Genomic DNA, 17,296 nt, shown 5'->3' on the forward strand with positions numbered 1-17,296 from the left:
GTATCAACTGACCTTTTTCAATTCATTTTGGCGGGTAAAGGCTTTCAGATATTTGCCGATACGCTCGCCGAGCTGCGTGTTTCGTTTCCCGGCGGCTTTTTTAAGGATCGCCATGATCAGCGTTTTCTTCTGACCGACCGCAATGACCTGTTTCTTTGCACGGGTGATCGCCGTATAGACGATGTTCCGGTTCAGCAAGATGTAATGGCTGCGAAGAATAGGCATGATCACAATATCAAATTCCGAGCCCATCGCCTTATGTACGGTAGTCGCATAAGCCAGTTCCATATGGCCCATTTCTTCCATACCGTATTCGGCAATGCGGTCGCCGGAAAACTCGATCGTCACGACCATTTCGTTCTTTGCATTGCGCCCCATTTTGCGAATGTAGCCGATGTCGCCGTTGGATGCCTTCGCATTGTTTTTTGTCTGCATCACCTTGTCGCCTACACGGAAGTAGTGGCTGCCGACCTTCAGATCGGCAAACTCGTCCCTCGCCGGATTGACAAGCTCTCGGATAGCGGCGTTAAGCTGCTCGACCGAGGCCGGCCCTTCCGAACGGAACGGAGAGAGTATCTGCACCTTTTCGATTCCGTGCAAAGTGACCTGTTCACAGAAGATCCTGCAGATCAGGTCAGCGGCTTCCTCCTGTGTCTGGCACTTGACAAACTGAAAATCCTCGCCGTACTGAAGGTCGATGTTGGCCTCATTGATGCGCTTTGCATTGTAGGCAATGAGGCTGCCTTTTTTCTGACGGAAGATCTCATTGAGTACCGTAACGGGGATAAGTCCGCTGTCGATTAGCTCACGGAAGACATCGCCGGCGCCCACGCTTTGCAGCTGGTCCACATCACCGGTCAGGATAACTCTCGTACCCATACGGACACGGCTGAAAAACTGCCTTGCCAGCCACATATCGATCATGGAGCTTTCGTCCACGATGATGAGGTCGGCATCAAGCGGTTCTTTTTGTTTATCCTTTTGGATCGGCTCACTGTCGCCCAGCAGCCCTAAAAGGCTGTGCAGCGTTTTGGCGTCGTTTCTGCCCGTGCTTTCTGCCATTCTTCGGCTGGCTCGTCCGGTCGGAGCGGCAAGAAGGATCTTCCCCTTGGGGCAGAGCATCTGAAAGACCTCAATGATCGCCCGCAAGACTGTGGTTTTACCGGTACCGGGAGAGCCTGTGATGATAGACAGATTACTGCGAAAAGCCATATACACCGCCTCGCTTTGCCTTTGTGAAAGGGCAAGACCGAGGTTTTTGCGGACATATTCGAGTGATTCGGATATATCCAGCGTGACCGGCGGTACAGCCAGCATTTCCGCAATTTTCCGGGCGGTTTCATCCTCCTGCACGAAAACATTGCTCTGATAGATGTTGCCGTTGCTTGAAGCGATCTCACCCTTGAGGATCATATCCTGAACAACGGCGTCCACTTCCTCGGGCGTGACCTTGACCTGTCCATCGGTAATATTCTCATTGAGCAGCTTCACACCCGTTTTCGCAAGCGCATCTTCTTCCAGAAAAAGATGGCCTTTTTCGTTGCGCCCCGTATCCAATGCCGCAAATACGGCGCCGTGGATCCGCATAGGAGAATTCAGCGGCAGATCGCCCTTGCGGACGATAGCATCGACTCTCTTAAATCCGAATCCGGATACCTGGCACAATTCATAGGGGTTCTTTTGCAGGATGTCTACGCTGCGGGAGCCGAAATGCTCATAAATCTTCATGGCCGTTACCGGCGTGACATTAAATGGGGTCAGCAGGATCATCAGATCCCGCACGCACCGGCTTTCCGCATAGGAGGCTTTGATGTCCTCCAGCTTATCCGGGGTGATTCCTCGAATCTCCAGCAGTCGCTCCGGCTCGTTTTCCAGCACACGCAATGCGTCGGCACCGAAGCGATTTACGATCAATGCGGCAGTCTTTTCACCGACGCCTTTGATCAGCCGGGAGGAAAGATAACCGTATACGCCCTCTTTGGTCTGCGGCACGATCTCCTCGCACTTATCGACCTGCAACTGAACACCGTGTTTTCCGTTCTCCCATTCGCCGTCCAGGATCATGCTCACCTTATCGGTTTGAGGCAATTCATACCCGACGGCGATAAACCGGATCATATTGTCCCGGTGACGGTAAGCACTCCGTGCCTGCTGCGGTACGCTTTGGTCGGAGGTCTTCACGCTGATAATGCAATACTTATTGCCCGGATTGTAGAAGATCGTCCGGTCATAAGTCCCGACATACCCCACGGTTCACCACTCCTTTCTCGTTTTCTTTCTGTGCATCGTTTTTCATCTGCACCATCCTTTCTTCCGTTTATGCCGCCTCGTCAAATTTGCGCTTTACATAGAAGCGGCGGCTTTCCGATACCGTCACATAATCCTCATAAATATCGGGATGCTGTGCTTTCAGCCGTATCAGATTTTCCTTGCCGATGTCGGGCTTTCTCGTAGGCTTGTAGCTGATGGAATAGGAAACGCCGCCGCTGTTTGCCGTAGCCGTGCAGCTTCGTCCCATTTCCGCCACAATGCGCCCTTGCAGCCGTTTCATCTCGTTTTCGACCCGCTTGACCTCACGGTTCAATTCCGACTTTTCCGCCTGCAGCTCGGTATAGCGCACCAGACTGCTTGCCAGCGGCACACTCAGCTCGATCTCAGGGGCGTTTTCGTCGGCAGGGCCGAAGTGACGCCGAACGCTTTCAAGCGTCAGCTCACCGTCCTCTGTGTACGGCGGCGGTGTCTGTGTCAGAACATGGTAGTTCCAGAAGTTGCCCTCCAGAGCGATCATTTCCGCCTCGTAATCCGGGTCACGCTCAATGTGCCGGATGATGACTTCATTTTCGTTATTGCCGTAAAGGCAGCAGAAGTACACCTCATCCATATTCATCACGCACATATAATGGCGGCCCTGGATCTCGTAGTTGACGGGAACGATCTCCTGTCCGTCGCACCACCAATGATCCTTGGCGTTGTAGTTTGTGGTCTTGATCTCAAGGATCGCCGTTTTGCCGTTTGGCAATCGGATGAAGTAATCAATGTCTGCCAGCATATAGGTGTAGACCGGGTGATAAAACATCTTCTTCACCTGATAGATCTCAAAACCTGTTTTCACATGGAAAATCTCAGCGACCAGATCCTCAAGCAAATGCCCGACCTTCTTTTGCACCCAGTTGCTTTCGCCGTCCTCATACGATACGACTTTGAGTTTGTCGTAGTAGAGGTCGCGGGCGGTCGCAAATGGGGACACACCTAAAATGGCAGCGGCGTCACTTCCGCCGATTCCTCTGCGGCGATATTCCAGCCATTCCTCCTCCGGCAGATCTGCCGTGTCAACCAAAACCAGCGGTTCGTAGGTACTCGTTGTGTTCGGCATATTATGCACCTCGATTCTGAGGCTGATAAAGCCTTGTGCGAGAGACATATACCGTTTTCAGCGGGTACTTTGCAAGCTTTCTTGCCTCCTTTCTTTTTACCTGCTGCTTGAACACAGCAGGTCTGGACACTCTTCTGTGCGAGTGCCGATGGGTTCGTCTTTTCATTCGATTTCCGCCTTTCTAAAAATGTATTCCAAAAGCACGAAGGCTTTTTGGGCATAAAAAAAGCGAGAACAACAGCCGATGCCTTTTCAGGCATTCATGTCCGTAATGAATTACGAACAGGTGTCATTCTCGCAGAGGATATAAATATCCTTAAAAAATAAAAAATGCCAGTACATAACCGGCCTCACGGCACAGTTATACTACTGACATACTGCAAACTTAACGATATGTGCAATGCAGAAGCGTACTGCTGGTCCTTACGGACAACGCACAAAAATCAATTACAGAAGAAGTATAGCACAATATATCGTGTTTGTCAAGAATTTAGAAACTATATATAGTTATGCGGGTGGCAATACGGAAAAGGAAATTTCGCTTTTTTGAATTTTGATTGCAGAAAAGGCGGGTATACCCCCGTGTTTATTAGTGAACGGATAGAGGAAGAAGCTCTATCCGCTTATGCACCTTGAAAACCGAATATCCTTCCGCCGGGAGTTATACAGGATCTGCGGACAGTATGCCACGATGATCGATTCGGAGCGTGCCCACAGAAGAATTGCCGTATAGCGGCAGCCTGCCAATACGCGGCTGAAATGGGCGCAGGAAATGGCCCGGCGGACAGGCGTTTTTAATTTGAACACAAACTAAATATAAATATATGCGGACAGCCCCACACGGGATCTTTTGCGAAAAGTAGTATAATGACAATATCGCAAGGATACTCCATTGCTGCAGGCTGTCAGAAAGGAGGAAAACATGGCGGAATACAAACCGACAGCATTACAGACGAGCAAAAGATACTTGACAGCAACGGATGTTGCCGAATTACTCGGTGTTTCCCGCAGTACGGCATACCGCATTATCAAGCGGCTTAACAGTGAACTGGAAAAAGCCGGAAAGCTGACTGTGGCGGGCAAGGTATCTGCCAAATATTTTTACGAGAATACCTACCTGTAAGTGACGAGGGAAACCGTATCCGGGCGATGAAACTTTTACAGATCGGAGGTGAAATCATTGCCGACCTACAAAGACGAAAAGACAGGGTTATGGTACTGTAAATTTGTTTACACAGATTGGACAGGCACCAAAAAGCAGAAAAAGAAGAAAGGTTTTCGCCTGCAAAAAGAGGCCAAGCAGTATGAACTGGATTTTCTGAGCAAGACATCAAATTCCTGCGATATGCTTTTTAGTGATATGGTAGAGATCTATATGGATGACTGCAAAGCCAGAATCAGACCGACTACCTACAAAGGGAAAGAGGACATCATTGCGGTACATATTATGCCGTATTTCAAGAATTTGAAAGTCAATGAGATCCAGCCGATGAATGTGCGTCGCTGGCAAACCGAGCTGATGAACAATCAGAAGAATTATAAGCCAACCTATCTGAGAACTCTGAACAGCCAGTTGTCTGCGATTTTCAATTTTGCAGTCAAGTATTACGGCCTCGGCAGCAATCCGGTACAAAAAAGCGGAACTATCGGTAAAAAGAATTCTGGCTTGGAACAGATCTGGACAGCGGACGAATTCAAGATTTTTATTGATGCTGTCAGTGATAAGCTGCAGTCCAAGGTCATCTTTAATCTGCTTTACTGGACAGGAATGCGATCCGGAGAAATGCTAGCTTTGACCCTGAACGATTTCGACTTTGAGGAACGGACGGTTTCCATTACAAAAAACTATGCGCGTATAGACGGCGAGGACTTATTCCTTGACCCAAAGACGCCAAAAAGCAATCGCAAAATTACCTTGCCGCAATTCGTTTGCGATTTGGTAAAGGATTATGCCGACAGATTGTACGGCTACGATCCGTCAGATAGACTGTTTGAAGTAACAAAGCATTATTTGAAGCACGAAATGGAAAGGGGCTGCAAGAAGACCGGACTCCGGGAGATACGGGTGCACGATCTTCGTCACAGCCACGCCAGCTTGCTGATTGAACTCGGTTTTGCACCGCTGCTGATCAGCGAACGCCTCGGGCATGAGAGCGTAACGACAACTTTGGAGATTTATTCCCATCTGTACCCGACAAAACACGGGGAAGTTGCAGACCGCTTGGAGGCTTTCGCATAAATTTTTCGTGTACCCGCCGTGTACCTTTCATGTACCCGGAGCAAAAAAGAAACCCGAAAACCCTTGAAAATAAAGGGTTTTCGGGTAAGTGGCGATTACTCCCACTCCACGGTGGCGGGAGGCTTGGAGGTGATGTCGTAGCAGATGCGATTGATGTGCTTGACCTCGCCCACGATGCGGCCGGAGACCTTATCCAACAGCTCATAGGGCAGGCGGGACCACGTGGCGGTCATGAAGTCCTGAGACTGCACAGCCCGCAGGGCCAGCGTGTAGTCGTAGGTGCGTTCGTCGCCCATGACACCCACACTGCGCAGATCGGTGAGCACGGCGAAGAACTGGCTGGTGGTGCGGTCCAGACCTGCCAGCTTCATCTCCTCGCGGAAGATGGCGTCGGCGTCCCGCAGGATGGACAGCTTTTCCTCGGTGATCTCGCCGATGACGCGGATGGCAAGGCCCGGGCCGGGGAAGGGCTGACGCCATACCAGCTCGTCTGGCAGGCCCAGCTCGGTGCCCAGCTGCCGTACCTCGTCCTTGAACAGACGGCGCAGAGGCTCCACGATCTCCTTGAAATCCACGCAGTCGGGCAAGCCGCCCACATTGTGGTGGCTCTTGATGACGGCAGATTCGCCGCCGAGACCGGACTCCACCACGTCGGGATAGATGGTGCCCTGAGCCAGGAAATCCACGGCACCGATCTTTTTGGCCTCCTCTTCAAAGACGCGGATGAATTCCTCACCGATGATCTTACGCTTGCGCTCCGGCTCGGTGACGCCCGCCAGCTTGCCCAGGAAGCGGGGGCCGGCATTGACGCGGCGGACATCCACGTGGAACTGGTGCTTCATGACCTGCTCCACCTGATCGCCCTCGTCCTTGCGCAGCAGACCGTGATCCACAAAGATACAGGTCAGCTGATCGCCCACGGCACGCTGCAGCAGGGCCGCGGCCACGGAGCTGTCCACGCCGCCGGACAGGGCCAGCAGCACACGGCCGCTGCCGATCTTGCGGCGGCACTCCGCCACAGCCTCCTCCAGATAGTTGGCCATGGACCACTCCCGCTGGAAGCCGCAGATGCGGTACAGGAAGTTCTGCAAAATCTCCTTGCCGTACTCGGTGTGCAGCACCTCGGGGTGGAACTGCACGCCGTACAGGTTCTTCTCGGCGCAGCACACAGCGGCGTGCCGGCAGCCGTCAGTATGAGCGATGGCACGGAAACCAGGGGCCAGCTGCTCCACCTCCACGCCGTGGCTCATCCAGCACACGGAGGTCTCCGGCACGTCCTCGAACAGGGGGGAGACGTCGTGGGTCAGCTGGATCTTGCCGTACTCGCGGGTCTCGGCCTTGCGGCACTGACCGCCCAGCAGGTGCATCATCAGCTGCTGGCCGTAGCAGATGCCCAGCACGGGGATGCCCATCTCGAACAGGGCCTTGTCCACCATGGGGGCGTTGGGCTCGAACACGGTGGCAGGGCCGCCGGTGAAGATAAGGGCGTCCGGCGCAAAGGCGCGGACCTCCTCCATGGAGGTGCGGAAGGACTTGATCTCGCAGTACACGCCGCACTCGCGGACGCGGCGGGCCACCAGCAGGTTGTACTGGCCGCCGAAGTCCAGAACCAGAACCTTCTTCATATCAGTTATCCTCCCTGAAGCGGATGTGGTGCTCATCGGCCTCATCGATAATGGCCAGAGAGTGGATGGGGTAGCCTTCGCGGCGCAGGCTGTCGCCGCCGTCCTGGAAGCCCTTCTCCACAGCTACGCCGATACCGGCCAGCGTGGCGCCGGCCTTGTTGACGATGTCGATGAGGCCCCGCATGGCGTAGCCCTTGGCCATGAAGTCATCGATGATGAGCACGCGGTCATCAGCGTGGATCCAGTCCTGGGACACCAGCAGGGTCACTTTCTTTTTATAGGTATAAGAAAAAATATCGCTCTGGTACAGGCCGCCCTCGATGTTGTCGCTCTTGGCCTTCTTGGCAAAGACCATGGGCACGCCGTACTTCTCGGCGCAGACGGTAGCGAGAGCGATGCCGCTGGCCTCTGCGGTCAGCACCATCGTGATATTCTTGACATCAAAATATTTGGCGAATTCCTCCGCCATGGCGCCCATCAGGGCGGTGTCCACGCGGTGGTTCAGGAATCCGTCCACCTTGATGATATTGCCGGGGAGCACGCGGCCCTCCTTCAGGATACGCTCTTTCAACTGCTGCATCGTCGACACTTCCTCTCAAAAGTTTTAGTTCTATACTGCCCGATTTTCCGGGGAAAAGCAACAGGAAAAATTGAAGAATATTTCAGCGCTTTCTGCGGTTTTTTGTGGGTTTTACCGGTGAAAACAGGTGTACTTATCGTTTGGATAAGCTCTGCTTGACAAAGGCGGCAAAACGCTCCGCCGCGGCGGTCTGGGGTACGTCCCGCAGCATGCACATGTCCACGGAGCGGGGCGGGATGTGGAACGATGTCTTGAGCTGCCGCAGCCGTCCATTTTCCAGATCTCGGGTGACGAACTCCTCGGTGACGCCGGCCACGCCGAAGCCGATGGCGGCCAGATCTACCAGCAGGCTGCGGGCGCCCAGCTCGATCTCGGGGGTCAGCTTCAGACCGTTCTGCAGGAAGAATCGCTCCAGATACAGGCGGCTGGAGGCCTTCCGCTCCAGCAGGATCAGAGGGAAGGCGGAGATCTCCTCCAGAGAATACACATGCTCAAAGTCGCAGGGATACCCGGCCCCCGCCACAAAGATGGAGTGGGTAGGGAAGCAGGGGTACGTCTCCAGAGATGTCATGTCCGTGGGGGTGCTGGCGAAGGCGATGTCCACCTTGCCGGAGCGCAGCAGCCCCAGCACCTTGTGGCTGCGCCCGGAGATGATCTGAATATGAATGGCGGGATGTTCCCGGTGGAAGCCGTCCAGATAGGGCAGCAGGAACTGGCTGGTGACGGTGTCGCTGGCGCCGATGACCAGCTGGCCCATCTGAAGCTCGCGGGTCTGGGACAGCTTCTCCTCGCCGGTCTCCAGCAGGCCCATGGCGCTGCGGACGTACTCGTAGAGCATCTTGCCCTCCGCCGTCAGCGTGACGCCGCGGGAGTTGCGGGAGAACAGGCGGGTCTGCAAGTCGTTCTCCAGCTGCTTGATGGACTGGCTCACTGCGGACTGGGAGATATACAGCGCCTGGGCGGCGGCAGTGATGTTGCCCACCTCGGCCACTTCCTTAAAGACCCGATATAATTCAAGCTTTACGGACATATCGTTGCCTCCTATAAGAAGATGATGATACACGGCAATATGATATCTCCTACGATTATACCAAGAATCAGGAAGAATACAAGAGGGAAATTGCATATCCTGCAGCGGTTTACCGCTTGCATAAGCGACAGCGATGTGCTAAAATAAAAAAATTGGAGACAGAAAAGGAGAATACACATGAGAAAACTGAAAGAGGTCTGGCTGGGGCAGGATGTCATCAACCGCGTGATTCTTGTCTCGGGTATTCTGGCGTGTGTCTGGTGCCTGGTGAAGGGTCGGGGACTGTACGGTGTGGCGCTTCTGGTCCTGATGGGGATGCTGATGGTCAGCCGCAAGAGCAATCGGGAGAAACGGCTGAGTCGCCTGTACGGCGGGCTGCACTTCCACATGCCGGACGGGGAGATCGTGCCCATCTCCTTCGATCAGGTGCGCTCGGAGTACACCCACGGCCAGCAGAGCAAGTACGCCGGCCGCAAGGTGACGCTGCGCTTTCCCTGGTGGCACCTGGATCTGGACGGCCACGGCGACACCGGCTTTGGCCTGCTGATCCACTTCGACGGCAACGATGAGGCTATGGCGGAGGCGAAGGCCCTGCGCTCAGGTGAGTTCGTGTCCGTCACCGGCGAGATCGTGCCCGCCGGCAAGGCGTATTTCTACATCGGAAACGTCACGGAGCTGCGCCGCGTCTCGGAAAAAGAAGAGATCCGATAATAAGGGAAGAATTCCCTCACAGGGAATGAAAATATTCCACATTTTGGCAAAAAAAGAAGGAGTGTTTACTATGAGTTTCATGATCGAAACGTCCGCCCGTCACATCCATCTGACCCAGGAGACGGTGGAGAAGCTGTTCGGCAAGGGCTATGAGCTGACCATCCGCAAGCCCCTGTCCTATCCCGGCCAGTACGCATGTAATGAGCGTCTGACCATCGTTGGCCCCAAGAAGGAGATGGCCAACGTGTCCATCCTGGGCCCCGTCCGCAAGGCCGACCAGGTGGAGGTCTCCGCCACCGACGCCCGCACCCTGGGTATCGCGGCCCCTGTCCGCGAGAGCGGCGATGTCAAGGGCTCCGGTGCATGTAAGCTGGTGGGTCCCGCCGGTGAGGTGGAGCTGTCCGAGGGCGTCATCGTGGCCAAGCGCCACCTGCACGTCACGCAGGAGGACGCCGAGAAGATGGGTGTCAAGGACAAGGAGATCATCCGCGTCGCCTGCGGCGGCGAGGGCCGTAAGCTGATCTTCGACGATGTGGTGGTCCGCGTCAACGTGGGCGGTGCTACCACCATGCACATCGACACCGATGAGGCGCAGGCGGCGGGCAACCCCACCAGCGGCGAGATTTTCCGGTAAGCGAAAACTACATAAAAAAGTTCCTGGCCACTTCACATGGTCAGGAACTTTTTTATACGCTTTATTCGGCGCTCTCCGCCTCGCCGGCATCCTCCGGCGGCCGCTGCGCCGCCTCGTACTCCGCCAGCGCCTGGGCCAGCACTTTCTTGTCGTGACGGCTGTGTACCTGCGTCAGGTCGAACTTCTCCCACAGATCAGGCCGCCGCGCCATAGTGCGCTTGTAGCTCTCCCGCGTGCGCCAGTCCGCCACGTTGCCGTGGTGACCGCTGAGCAGCACCTCCGGCACCTTGCGGCCGTGCCACTCCTCAGGACGGGAGTACTGGGGATACTCCAGCAGGCCGTTCCAGTGGCTCTCGTCGGTGTAGCAGCTCTCCTCCGGCAGCACGCCCGGCACCATACGGCACAGGCAGTCCGCCAGCGCCATGGCGGGTATCTCGCCGCCGGTTACCACGAAGTCGCCCATGGAGATCTCCTCGTCCACGCACTCGTCCAGAAACCGCTGATCCACACCCTCATAGTGGCCGCACACCAAAACGAGATGGTCGTACCGCTCCTTCAGCTCGCGGGCTACCTGCTGGGTCAGCACCCGCCCGCAGGGGGACATATAGATGGTGTGTACCCGGCCGCCTGCCTCATCGCAGATATGCTGCCAGCAGCGGTACAGCGGATCTGCCTGCATCACCGCGCCCCGCCCGCCGCCGTAGGGGTAGTCGTCCACCTGCATCTGCCTGTTGGTGGTGAACTCCCGTATCTGGTGGGTGCGGATGGTGACGAAGCCCCGCTCCTGCGCCCGTCCGATGATGGAGGCATTCATCATGGCGTCCACCGCGTCGGGGAACAGGGTCATGATGTCAATCCTCATCGGTGGCCAGTCCTTTCATCATGCGGACGCGGATGACCTCCGCATCGGGATCGGCAGAGACGATGAACACGTCCGGCACTGCGGGTATCAGGTACTCGTGTGCGCCGCCCCGCACCTGATACACCTTGTGGGCGGGGTAGGACAGCACCTTGTCCAGCCGTCCGATCTCCTGACCGGTGGCGTCGTCCACCACGGCGCAGCCCTCCAGCTCCTCATCGAAGAACTGCCCCTTGGGCAGGTGCGCGTCGGTGCGCCGGATGGCCACGGTGCAGCCCTTCAGAGCCAGCGCACTGTCCATATCCTCCACCCCGGGCAGCGTCAGCAGTACCGTGGACTTGTGGACCCGGACGGCCTTGACGGCCACCGCCTGCCCGTTGAGATACAGCGTGTGGAACGAGGCGATAAACGCAGGATCGAAGCCGTGGGGATTCACCTTGACCTCACCGCGGACGCCGTGGGCATTGACAACGGTGCCCACTGTAATGAATTCAGGCCGCATACCGCGCCCTCCTTATCGAAAATATCAGACCAGCATACCAAACAGGGTAAAGCCCCACTGGTAGCGCAGCATGTAGTACAGCACCGCGCCGCCGATGGAGAAGATGGTGCCCAGCATGGCGCAGACACGCTTGCTCCTTTTGTAGCGCACCGCCCCCACCACCACGCCGATGACGTCGGACAGGAAAGGCAGATGGATCAGCACCGCCATGGGCCAGAAGGACGCCCAGGGTGTGTAGTTGCCCGCCGTCAGGGAGAACACCAGCAGACCGGCCAGATCATAGGCGAAAAACGGCAGGATGAGATTGAAGATGCCGTGGAGCAGGGATCGGATATCTGGTCGCATGGTGTTTTCTCCTTTCGCGGGCGCCGCCCGCGTATACTATAACATAATTAGTATATCACACCAAGCCTCTCCGCGCAACGACGGATTTCGCCCCGGCGGGGGAGAGACCCGCCATAGAGCCGGAAACCGCCGCCTTCCCACCGCTGCCGCCTATATTTAGTGGCGGACATCCCCTGCATCGCTACCATATCTTGTGTGTTCTGGAAAATAATTTTGGCAGAATCCACAAAAATATCCGCCGCTTTTTGGCGGGAGTCCTCTCTATATTTCGGTACAGGCACTTGCAAAGCCACAAGATGTAGTGTATGATAGGGTCGATGTATTTGGATAAGCCCCGTATACGGGGAGAGAGATAGACTGCGAAGGAGGATGCCCCATGAGGATCATCAAGAGAAACGGCGCTGAAGTCGGTTTCGATATTACCAAGATCATTATCGCCATCACCAAGGCCAATGAGGCCGTGGCGGAGGCGGACCGCATGACGCCGGTACAGATCCAGCGAATCGCCGAGTCCGTGGAGCTGCAGTGCCAGAAGATGAACCGCGCCCCCACGGTGGAGGAGATCCAGGATATGGTGGAGCACCACATCATGGCCCACGGCGCGTTCGAGGTGGCCAAGCACTACATCACCTACCGCTACACCCGCTCCCTGGTGCGCAAGTCCAACACCACCGATGACAAGATCCTCAGCCTCATCGAGTGCAACAACGAGGAAGCCAAGCAGGAGAACTCCAACAAGAACCCTGTGGTGAATTCCACCCAGCGCGACTATATGGCCGGTGAGGTCAGCCGCGACATCACCAACCGCATCCTGCTGCCCAAGGACATCGTGGACGCCCACAACGAGGGCATCATCCACTTCCACGACACCGACTATTACGCCCAGCACATGCACAACTGCGACCTGGTGAATCTGGAGGACATGCTGCAAAACGGCACTGTCATCACCGGTACGCTCATCGAAAAGCCCCACAGCTTCGCCACCGCCTGCAACATCGCCACCCAGATCGTGGCCCAGGTGGCCAGCAACCAGTACGGCGGCCAGTCTATCTCGCTGACCCACCTGGCCCCCTTCGTTCAGGTGAGCCGCGAGAAGATCCGCGCCAGCGTGCGGGACGAGTTCGACACCGTGGGCGTCTCCGTGACGGAGGATAAGATCAACGCCATCGCCGAGAAGCGCCTGCGGGAGGAGATCCGCCGCGGCGTCCAGACCATCCAGTATCAGGTGGTGACACTGCTGACCACCAATGGACAGGCTCCGTTCATCACGGTGTTCATGTATCTGGGCGAGGCCCGCAGCGAACAGGAACGGGCGGATCTGGCGGTCATCATCGAGGAGATGCTGCTTCAGCGGTATCAGGGCGTGAAGAACGAGAAGGGCGTGTGGGTCACGCCTGCGTTCCCCAAGCTCATCTACGTGCTGGAGGAGGACAACATCCGCGAGGACAGCAAGTACTGGTATCTGACGCAGCTGGCGGCCAAGTGTACCGCCAAGCGCATGGTGCCCGACTATATCAGCGAGAAGAAGATGCTGGAGCTGAAGGTGGACAAGAACGGGGAGGGCCACTGCTATCCCTGCATGGGCTGCCGCAGCTTCCTGACCCCCTATGTGGACGAGAATGGCAAGCCCAAGTACTACGGCCGGTTTAATCAGGGCGTGGTGACGGTAAACCTGCCGGACATCGCTCTCAGCTCCGGCGGCAATATCGAGAAGTTCTGGCGCATCTTCGACGAGCGTATGGAGCTGTGCCACCGCGCCCTGCTGTGCCGCCACGAGCGGCTGAAGGGCACCCTGTCCGATGCCGCCCCCATCCTGTGGCAGTACGGCGCCTGCGCCCGCCTGAAGAAGGGCGAGCCCATCGACAAGCTGCTCTACGGCGGCTACTCTACCATCTCTCTGGGCTACGCCGGCCTTTACGAGTGCGTGAAGTACATGACCGGCAAGTCCCACACCGATCCCAGCGCCACTCCCTTCGCCCTGGAGATTATGAACGCGCTGAACGCCGCCTGTAAGAAGTGGAAGGCCCAGCACAACATCGACTTCTCCCTGTACGGCACGCCGCTGGAGTCCACCACCTACAAGTTCGCCAAGTGCCTGCAAAAGCGGTTCGGCGTGGTGGAGGGCATCACCGACAAGGGCTATGTCACCAACAGCTACCACGTCCATGTGACGGAGCCGATCGACGCGTTCAAAAAGCTGGAGTTTGAGGCACAGTTCCAGCATCTGTCCCCCGGCGGCGCCATCAGCTATGTGGAGGTGCCGGACATGCAGAACAATCTGGACGCGGTGCTGGAGGTCATGAAGTTCATCTACGACCACATCATCTATGCCGAGCTGAACACCAAGAGCGACTACTGTCAGGTCTGTGGCTGGGACGGTGAGATCGAGATCGTGGAGCAGGACGGCAAGCTGATCTGGAAGTGCCCCCAGTGCGGCAACACCGATCAGGATAAGATGAACGTGGCCCGCCGCACCTGCGGCTATATCGGCACCCAGTTCTGGAACCAGGGCCGCACGCAGGAGATCAAGGACCGCGTGCTGCATCTGTAAAGACAACGCAAAAAAAGGCGGGCAGACGCCCGCCTTTTTCACTCTGTTCATGATTTATCGGCAGGCTTCTGGTATGATCCTGCCATAGGAGGCTGCTATGCACTACGGAGAGCTGAAAAAATGTGATATCGCCAACGGGATCGGCGTGCGGGTGACGCTGTTCGTCTCCGGCTGCACCAACCACTGCCCGGACTGCTTCCAGCCCCAGACGTGGGACTTCGACTACGGCAAGCCCTTTACCAATGAGACGAAGGCGGAGATCTTCGCCGAGCTGGACAAGCCCTTTATCAACGGCCTGACCGTGCTGGGCGGTGAGCCCTTCGAGCCGAAGAACCAGCGGGAGCTGCTGCCCTTGCTGCGGGAGATACGGGAGAAGTACCCCCATAAGACCATCTGGTGCTTCACCGGCTTCCGTCTGGAGGACGAGCTGCTGCATGACGGCAGCTATCCCCGGTGCGAGGCAACGGACGGAATGCTGGCCTGCATCAACGTACTGGTAGACGGGCGGTTCGTCAAGGAGCTGAAGGACATCTCTCTCCAGTTCCGGGGCAGCCGGAACCAGCGGGTCATCGACATGGACCGGACCCGAGAGACGGGGCAGGTCACGATCTGGGACAAACTGAGAAAGTGAGGGATTCCCCCATGAAAAAAGGAATGGCGTGCCTGCTGGCGCTGGTCATGGCGCTGGCACTGACGGCCTGTACCCGGACGGCGCAGCCGCAGAACGGCGGCGATGCGGCTCCGACGGACCCGACCGTTCCGGCGGAGCCGGACGCGGGCTACAACACCGGAGCCGGCGAGGTGGTACAGATCAAGGGCTTCCGCTCCATCGACATCGAATGGGTCAGCGGCGCGGTAAACGTGGAGCTGTACGACGGCGAGGGCATCCAGCTGTCGGAGACGATGATGGACGGCGGGGATGTGGCGCTGAAGATGGAGTGGCGGGTGGACGAGGACGACAACACGCTGGACATCCGCTCCCAGCCGCTGACGGTCAGCACCTCGCAGAAAAAACAACTGACGGTCAGGCTGCCCCGCAGCACGGTGCTGCATGAGCTGAACATCGACGCGGTCAGTGCCGACGTATCCGTGGACCTGACAGAGGAGGATACCCTGACCCTGACGGAACTGGACGTGTCCAGCGTCAGCGGCACGGTCAGCGTCCACGCCGCCAACGCCGGGGAGATCTCTCTGGAGACCACCAGCGGCGCCATCACCGGCAGCGTCCGCACCGATAAGCTGGAGGCGGACAGCGTCAGCGGCAGCATTGGACTGACGCTGGAAACCCAGCCAAAGGAGCTGGATGTGAAGAACGGCAGCGGCGACATCACCCTGACGCTGGCCCGGCAGCCGGAGGCGGTGGCCATCGATTTCCACACCGTCAGCGGTCAGCTGCGCAGCGACGTGACCAACAGTCCCGACGCGCCGGCGGTCTGGAAGCTGGAGACCGTCAGCGGAAACGCAGACATCTTCCTCATGCAATAAAGAGAACGCAGGCGCTCCGCCGGATCATGTGGCCGGAGCGCCTGCGTTTACACGCTTTTCAGAGAAAATCGGAAAATTCTTCATCAAACAGTGCAGCTGCCGCATTTTGGAGCCTTTTGCAGAATGAATCGTAGGCGTCCAGCAGCTGCACGCACCGGGGGGTCAACGCCGCACCGCCGCCGCCCTTCCCGCCGGTGGTGGAGGTCAGAAGCGGGAACCCCAGCGCCTTTTCCGAATTTTTGACGATGGTCCATGCCTTGGAATAGGCCATGTCCATGCTCAGCGCCGCAGCGCGCAGCGAATGGAGCTGCTGCACCGCGTGCAGCAGCTGAACTACGCCCGGACCGAAGCATTTTGCATCAGTGAACAGGCGGCAGGATAGCTTGTATGTCATCTTTCTTTCCATGACGTTATTCTATCAGGAGAATCAGGATACGTCAACAGGGATTGACCTTTTCCCGCTAAAGTGTTATCCTACAACAGACCACAGGGTACTACACATTGGTATCAAACAGATAAGGGGCTGTCGCATGAGAGTTTTGATCCGCGGCGCGGGGGATATTGCCACCGGCATCGCCCTGCGGCTGTACCGCAGCCATATGCAGGTGGTGATGACGGACCTGCCCGCGCCCACCGCCATCCGGCGGACGGTGTGCTTTTCCCAGGCTATCGTGCTGGGCCGGACGGAGGTAGAGGGCGTTGCCGCCGTGCTGGCCGCCGATGCGGCGGAGGCGGAGAGCCTTCTGGCACAAGAGGTCATCCCTGTTCTGGCCGACCCGGACTGCCGGTGCCGCCAGGCGCTGCGGCCGGATGCGGAGGTAGACGCCATCCTGGCCAAGCGGAACCTGGGTACGGCCATCACCGACGCGCCGGTGGTCATCGGCATAGGGCCGGGGTTTACCGCCGGTGTGGACTGCCACGCCGTGGTGGAGACCATGCGGGGCCACACCCTGGGCCGCGTCATCTACGAGGGAAGCGCCCTGCCCAATACCAACATCCCGGGCCTCATCGGCGGCTACGCCGGAGAGCGGGTACTGCGCGCTCCGGCGGACGGCATCTTCCACCAGCTGCTGGACATCGGTGCAGAGGTGAAGGCCGGCGATGTGGCTGGCGAGGTGAACGGCCTGCCCATGCGATGTACCATCGACGGCGTGGTGCGGGGCATCCTGCCGGAGGGTACGCCGGTGCATCAGGGCATGAAATCCGGCGATGTGGACCCGCGATGCAGGCCGGAATACTGCACCACGGCGTCGGACAAGGCGCTGGCCGTGGGCGGCGGCGTGCTGGAGGCAATTCTGCACCTCAGCGGCGCTCCGTACACTGGTGCGGCAAAACTGTAAATGAAAATCACTTAACACCATA

The 17,296-nt window shown here is 57.3% G+C and carries 17 protein-coding genes; 8 read left to right on the forward strand and 9 right to left on the reverse strand.

Annotated elements, in window-relative coordinates; all coding sequences use genetic code 11:
* Nucleotides 1-3 precede the first annotated feature (3 nt).
* Both recD2 and ACZM22_RS04285 read right to left on the reverse strand, forming a co-directional pair.
* Nucleotides 4-2,250: an SF1B family DNA helicase RecD2 gene (gene recD2, locus ACZM22_RS04280; RefSeq protein ID WP_489543219.1), complete on the reverse strand. Its 2,247-nt coding sequence runs from the start codon at nt 2,248-2,250 to the stop codon at nt 4-6.
* Between the two features lie 67 nt (nt 2,251-2,317).
* Nucleotides 2,318-3,373 (reverse strand): YqaJ viral recombinase family nuclease, encoded by a 1,056-nt coding sequence (locus ACZM22_RS04285; RefSeq protein WP_212819495.1) that lies wholly within the window; start codon nt 3,371-3,373, stop codon nt 2,318-2,320.
* Nucleotides 3,374-4,295: 922 nt separating this feature from the next.
* On the opposite strand from ACZM22_RS04285, the gene ACZM22_RS04290 reads away from it, so the two are divergent.
* On the forward strand, nt 4,296-4,496 hold the full coding sequence (locus tag ACZM22_RS04290; RefSeq protein ID WP_021858306.1) for a helix-turn-helix transcriptional regulator: 201 nt from the start codon (nt 4,296-4,298) through the stop codon (nt 4,494-4,496).
* 57 nt (nt 4,497-4,553) lie between these two features.
* Nucleotides 4,554-5,612, forward strand: coding sequence for a site-specific integrase (locus ACZM22_RS04295; RefSeq protein ID WP_212819493.1), 1,059 nt, complete (start codon nt 4,554-4,556; stop codon nt 5,610-5,612).
* Between the two features lie 95 nt (nt 5,613-5,707).
* Here ACZM22_RS04295 and guaA read toward each other — a convergent pair whose 3' ends face one another.
* The 3 genes from guaA to ACZM22_RS04310 form a co-directional block, all read right to left on the reverse strand.
* Nucleotides 5,708-7,237 carry a glutamine-hydrolyzing GMP synthase gene (guaA, locus tag ACZM22_RS04300; protein WP_489543220.1) on the reverse strand — a complete coding sequence of 510 codons (1,530 nt, stop codon included), beginning with the start codon at nt 7,235-7,237 and terminating at the stop codon, nt 5,708-5,710.
* 1 nt (nt 7,238) lies between these two features.
* Nucleotides 7,239-7,817, reverse strand: coding sequence for a xanthine phosphoribosyltransferase (locus ACZM22_RS04305; protein ID WP_484425162.1), 579 nt, complete (start codon nt 7,815-7,817; stop codon nt 7,239-7,241).
* 133 nt (nt 7,818-7,950) lie between these two features.
* On the reverse strand, nt 7,951-8,847 hold the full coding sequence (locus ACZM22_RS04310; protein WP_484438124.1) for a LysR family transcriptional regulator: 897 nt from the start codon (nt 8,845-8,847) through the stop codon (nt 7,951-7,953).
* A 177-nt stretch (nt 8,848-9,024) separates the two neighbouring features.
* Between ACZM22_RS04310 and ACZM22_RS04315 the strand changes: the two genes are divergently transcribed.
* Nucleotides 9,025-9,558, forward strand: coding sequence for a hypothetical protein (locus ACZM22_RS04315; RefSeq protein WP_489543221.1), 534 nt, complete (start codon nt 9,025-9,027; stop codon nt 9,556-9,558).
* A gap of 70 nt (nt 9,559-9,628) precedes the next feature.
* Entirely contained in the window at nt 9,629-10,192 is a 564-nt protein-coding gene (pduL, locus tag ACZM22_RS04320) for a phosphate propanoyltransferase (RefSeq protein ID WP_484437034.1), read from the forward strand.
* A 61-nt stretch (nt 10,193-10,253) separates the two neighbouring features.
* On the opposite strand, the gene trmD is transcribed toward pduL, so the two are convergent.
* The 3 genes from trmD to ACZM22_RS04335 are packed head-to-tail and all read right to left on the reverse strand — an operon-like array spanning nt 10,254 to nt 11,898.
* Nucleotides 10,254-11,054: a tRNA (guanosine(37)-N1)-methyltransferase TrmD gene (gene trmD / locus ACZM22_RS04325; RefSeq protein WP_489543222.1), complete on the reverse strand. Its 801-nt coding sequence runs from the start codon at nt 11,052-11,054 to the stop codon at nt 10,254-10,256.
* A complete protein-coding gene (rimM, locus tag ACZM22_RS04330) occupies nt 11,044-11,553 on the reverse strand; it encodes a ribosome maturation factor RimM (protein WP_484425157.1) in 510 nt (169 codons plus the stop codon). The genes trmD and rimM overlap by 11 nt, the downstream gene beginning before the upstream one ends.
* 24 nt (nt 11,554-11,577) lie before the next feature.
* Nucleotides 11,578-11,898, reverse strand: coding sequence for a hypothetical protein (locus ACZM22_RS04335; protein WP_484425156.1), 321 nt, complete (start codon nt 11,896-11,898; stop codon nt 11,578-11,580).
* A gap of 376 nt (nt 11,899-12,274) precedes the next feature.
* Between ACZM22_RS04335 and nrdD the strand changes: the two genes are divergently transcribed.
* From nrdD to ACZM22_RS04350, 3 genes are all read left to right on the forward strand, one after another.
* Nucleotides 12,275-14,449: an anaerobic ribonucleoside-triphosphate reductase gene (gene nrdD / locus ACZM22_RS04340; RefSeq protein WP_489543223.1), complete on the forward strand. Its 2,175-nt coding sequence runs from the start codon at nt 12,275-12,277 to the stop codon at nt 14,447-14,449.
* Nucleotides 14,450-14,546: 97 nt separating this feature from the next.
* Nucleotides 14,547-15,080: an anaerobic ribonucleoside-triphosphate reductase activating protein gene (gene nrdG, locus ACZM22_RS04345; RefSeq protein ID WP_484437037.1), complete on the forward strand. Its 534-nt coding sequence runs from the start codon at nt 14,547-14,549 to the stop codon at nt 15,078-15,080.
* Between the two features lie 11 nt (nt 15,081-15,091).
* A complete protein-coding gene (locus tag ACZM22_RS04350; RefSeq protein ID WP_489543224.1) occupies nt 15,092-15,934 on the forward strand; it encodes a DUF4097 family beta strand repeat-containing protein in 843 nt (280 codons plus the stop codon).
* A 58-nt stretch (nt 15,935-15,992) separates the two neighbouring features.
* On the opposite strand, the gene ACZM22_RS04355 is transcribed toward ACZM22_RS04350, so the two are convergent.
* Nucleotides 15,993-16,328, reverse strand: a complete 336-nt coding sequence (locus tag ACZM22_RS04355; RefSeq protein ID WP_489543225.1) for a winged helix-turn-helix domain-containing protein — start codon at nt 16,326-16,328, stop codon at nt 15,993-15,995.
* Nucleotides 16,329-16,464: 136 nt separating this feature from the next.
* Here ACZM22_RS04355 and yqeB point away from each other — a divergent pair, with 136 nt between their 5' ends.
* On the forward strand, nt 16,465-17,274 hold the full coding sequence (gene yqeB / locus ACZM22_RS04360; protein ID WP_489543226.1) for a selenium-dependent molybdenum cofactor biosynthesis protein YqeB: 810 nt from the start codon (nt 16,465-16,467) through the stop codon (nt 17,272-17,274).
* Nucleotides 17,275-17,296 lie beyond the last annotated feature (22 nt).

The sequence above is a fragment of the Vescimonas sp. genome (assembly GCF_057856985.1).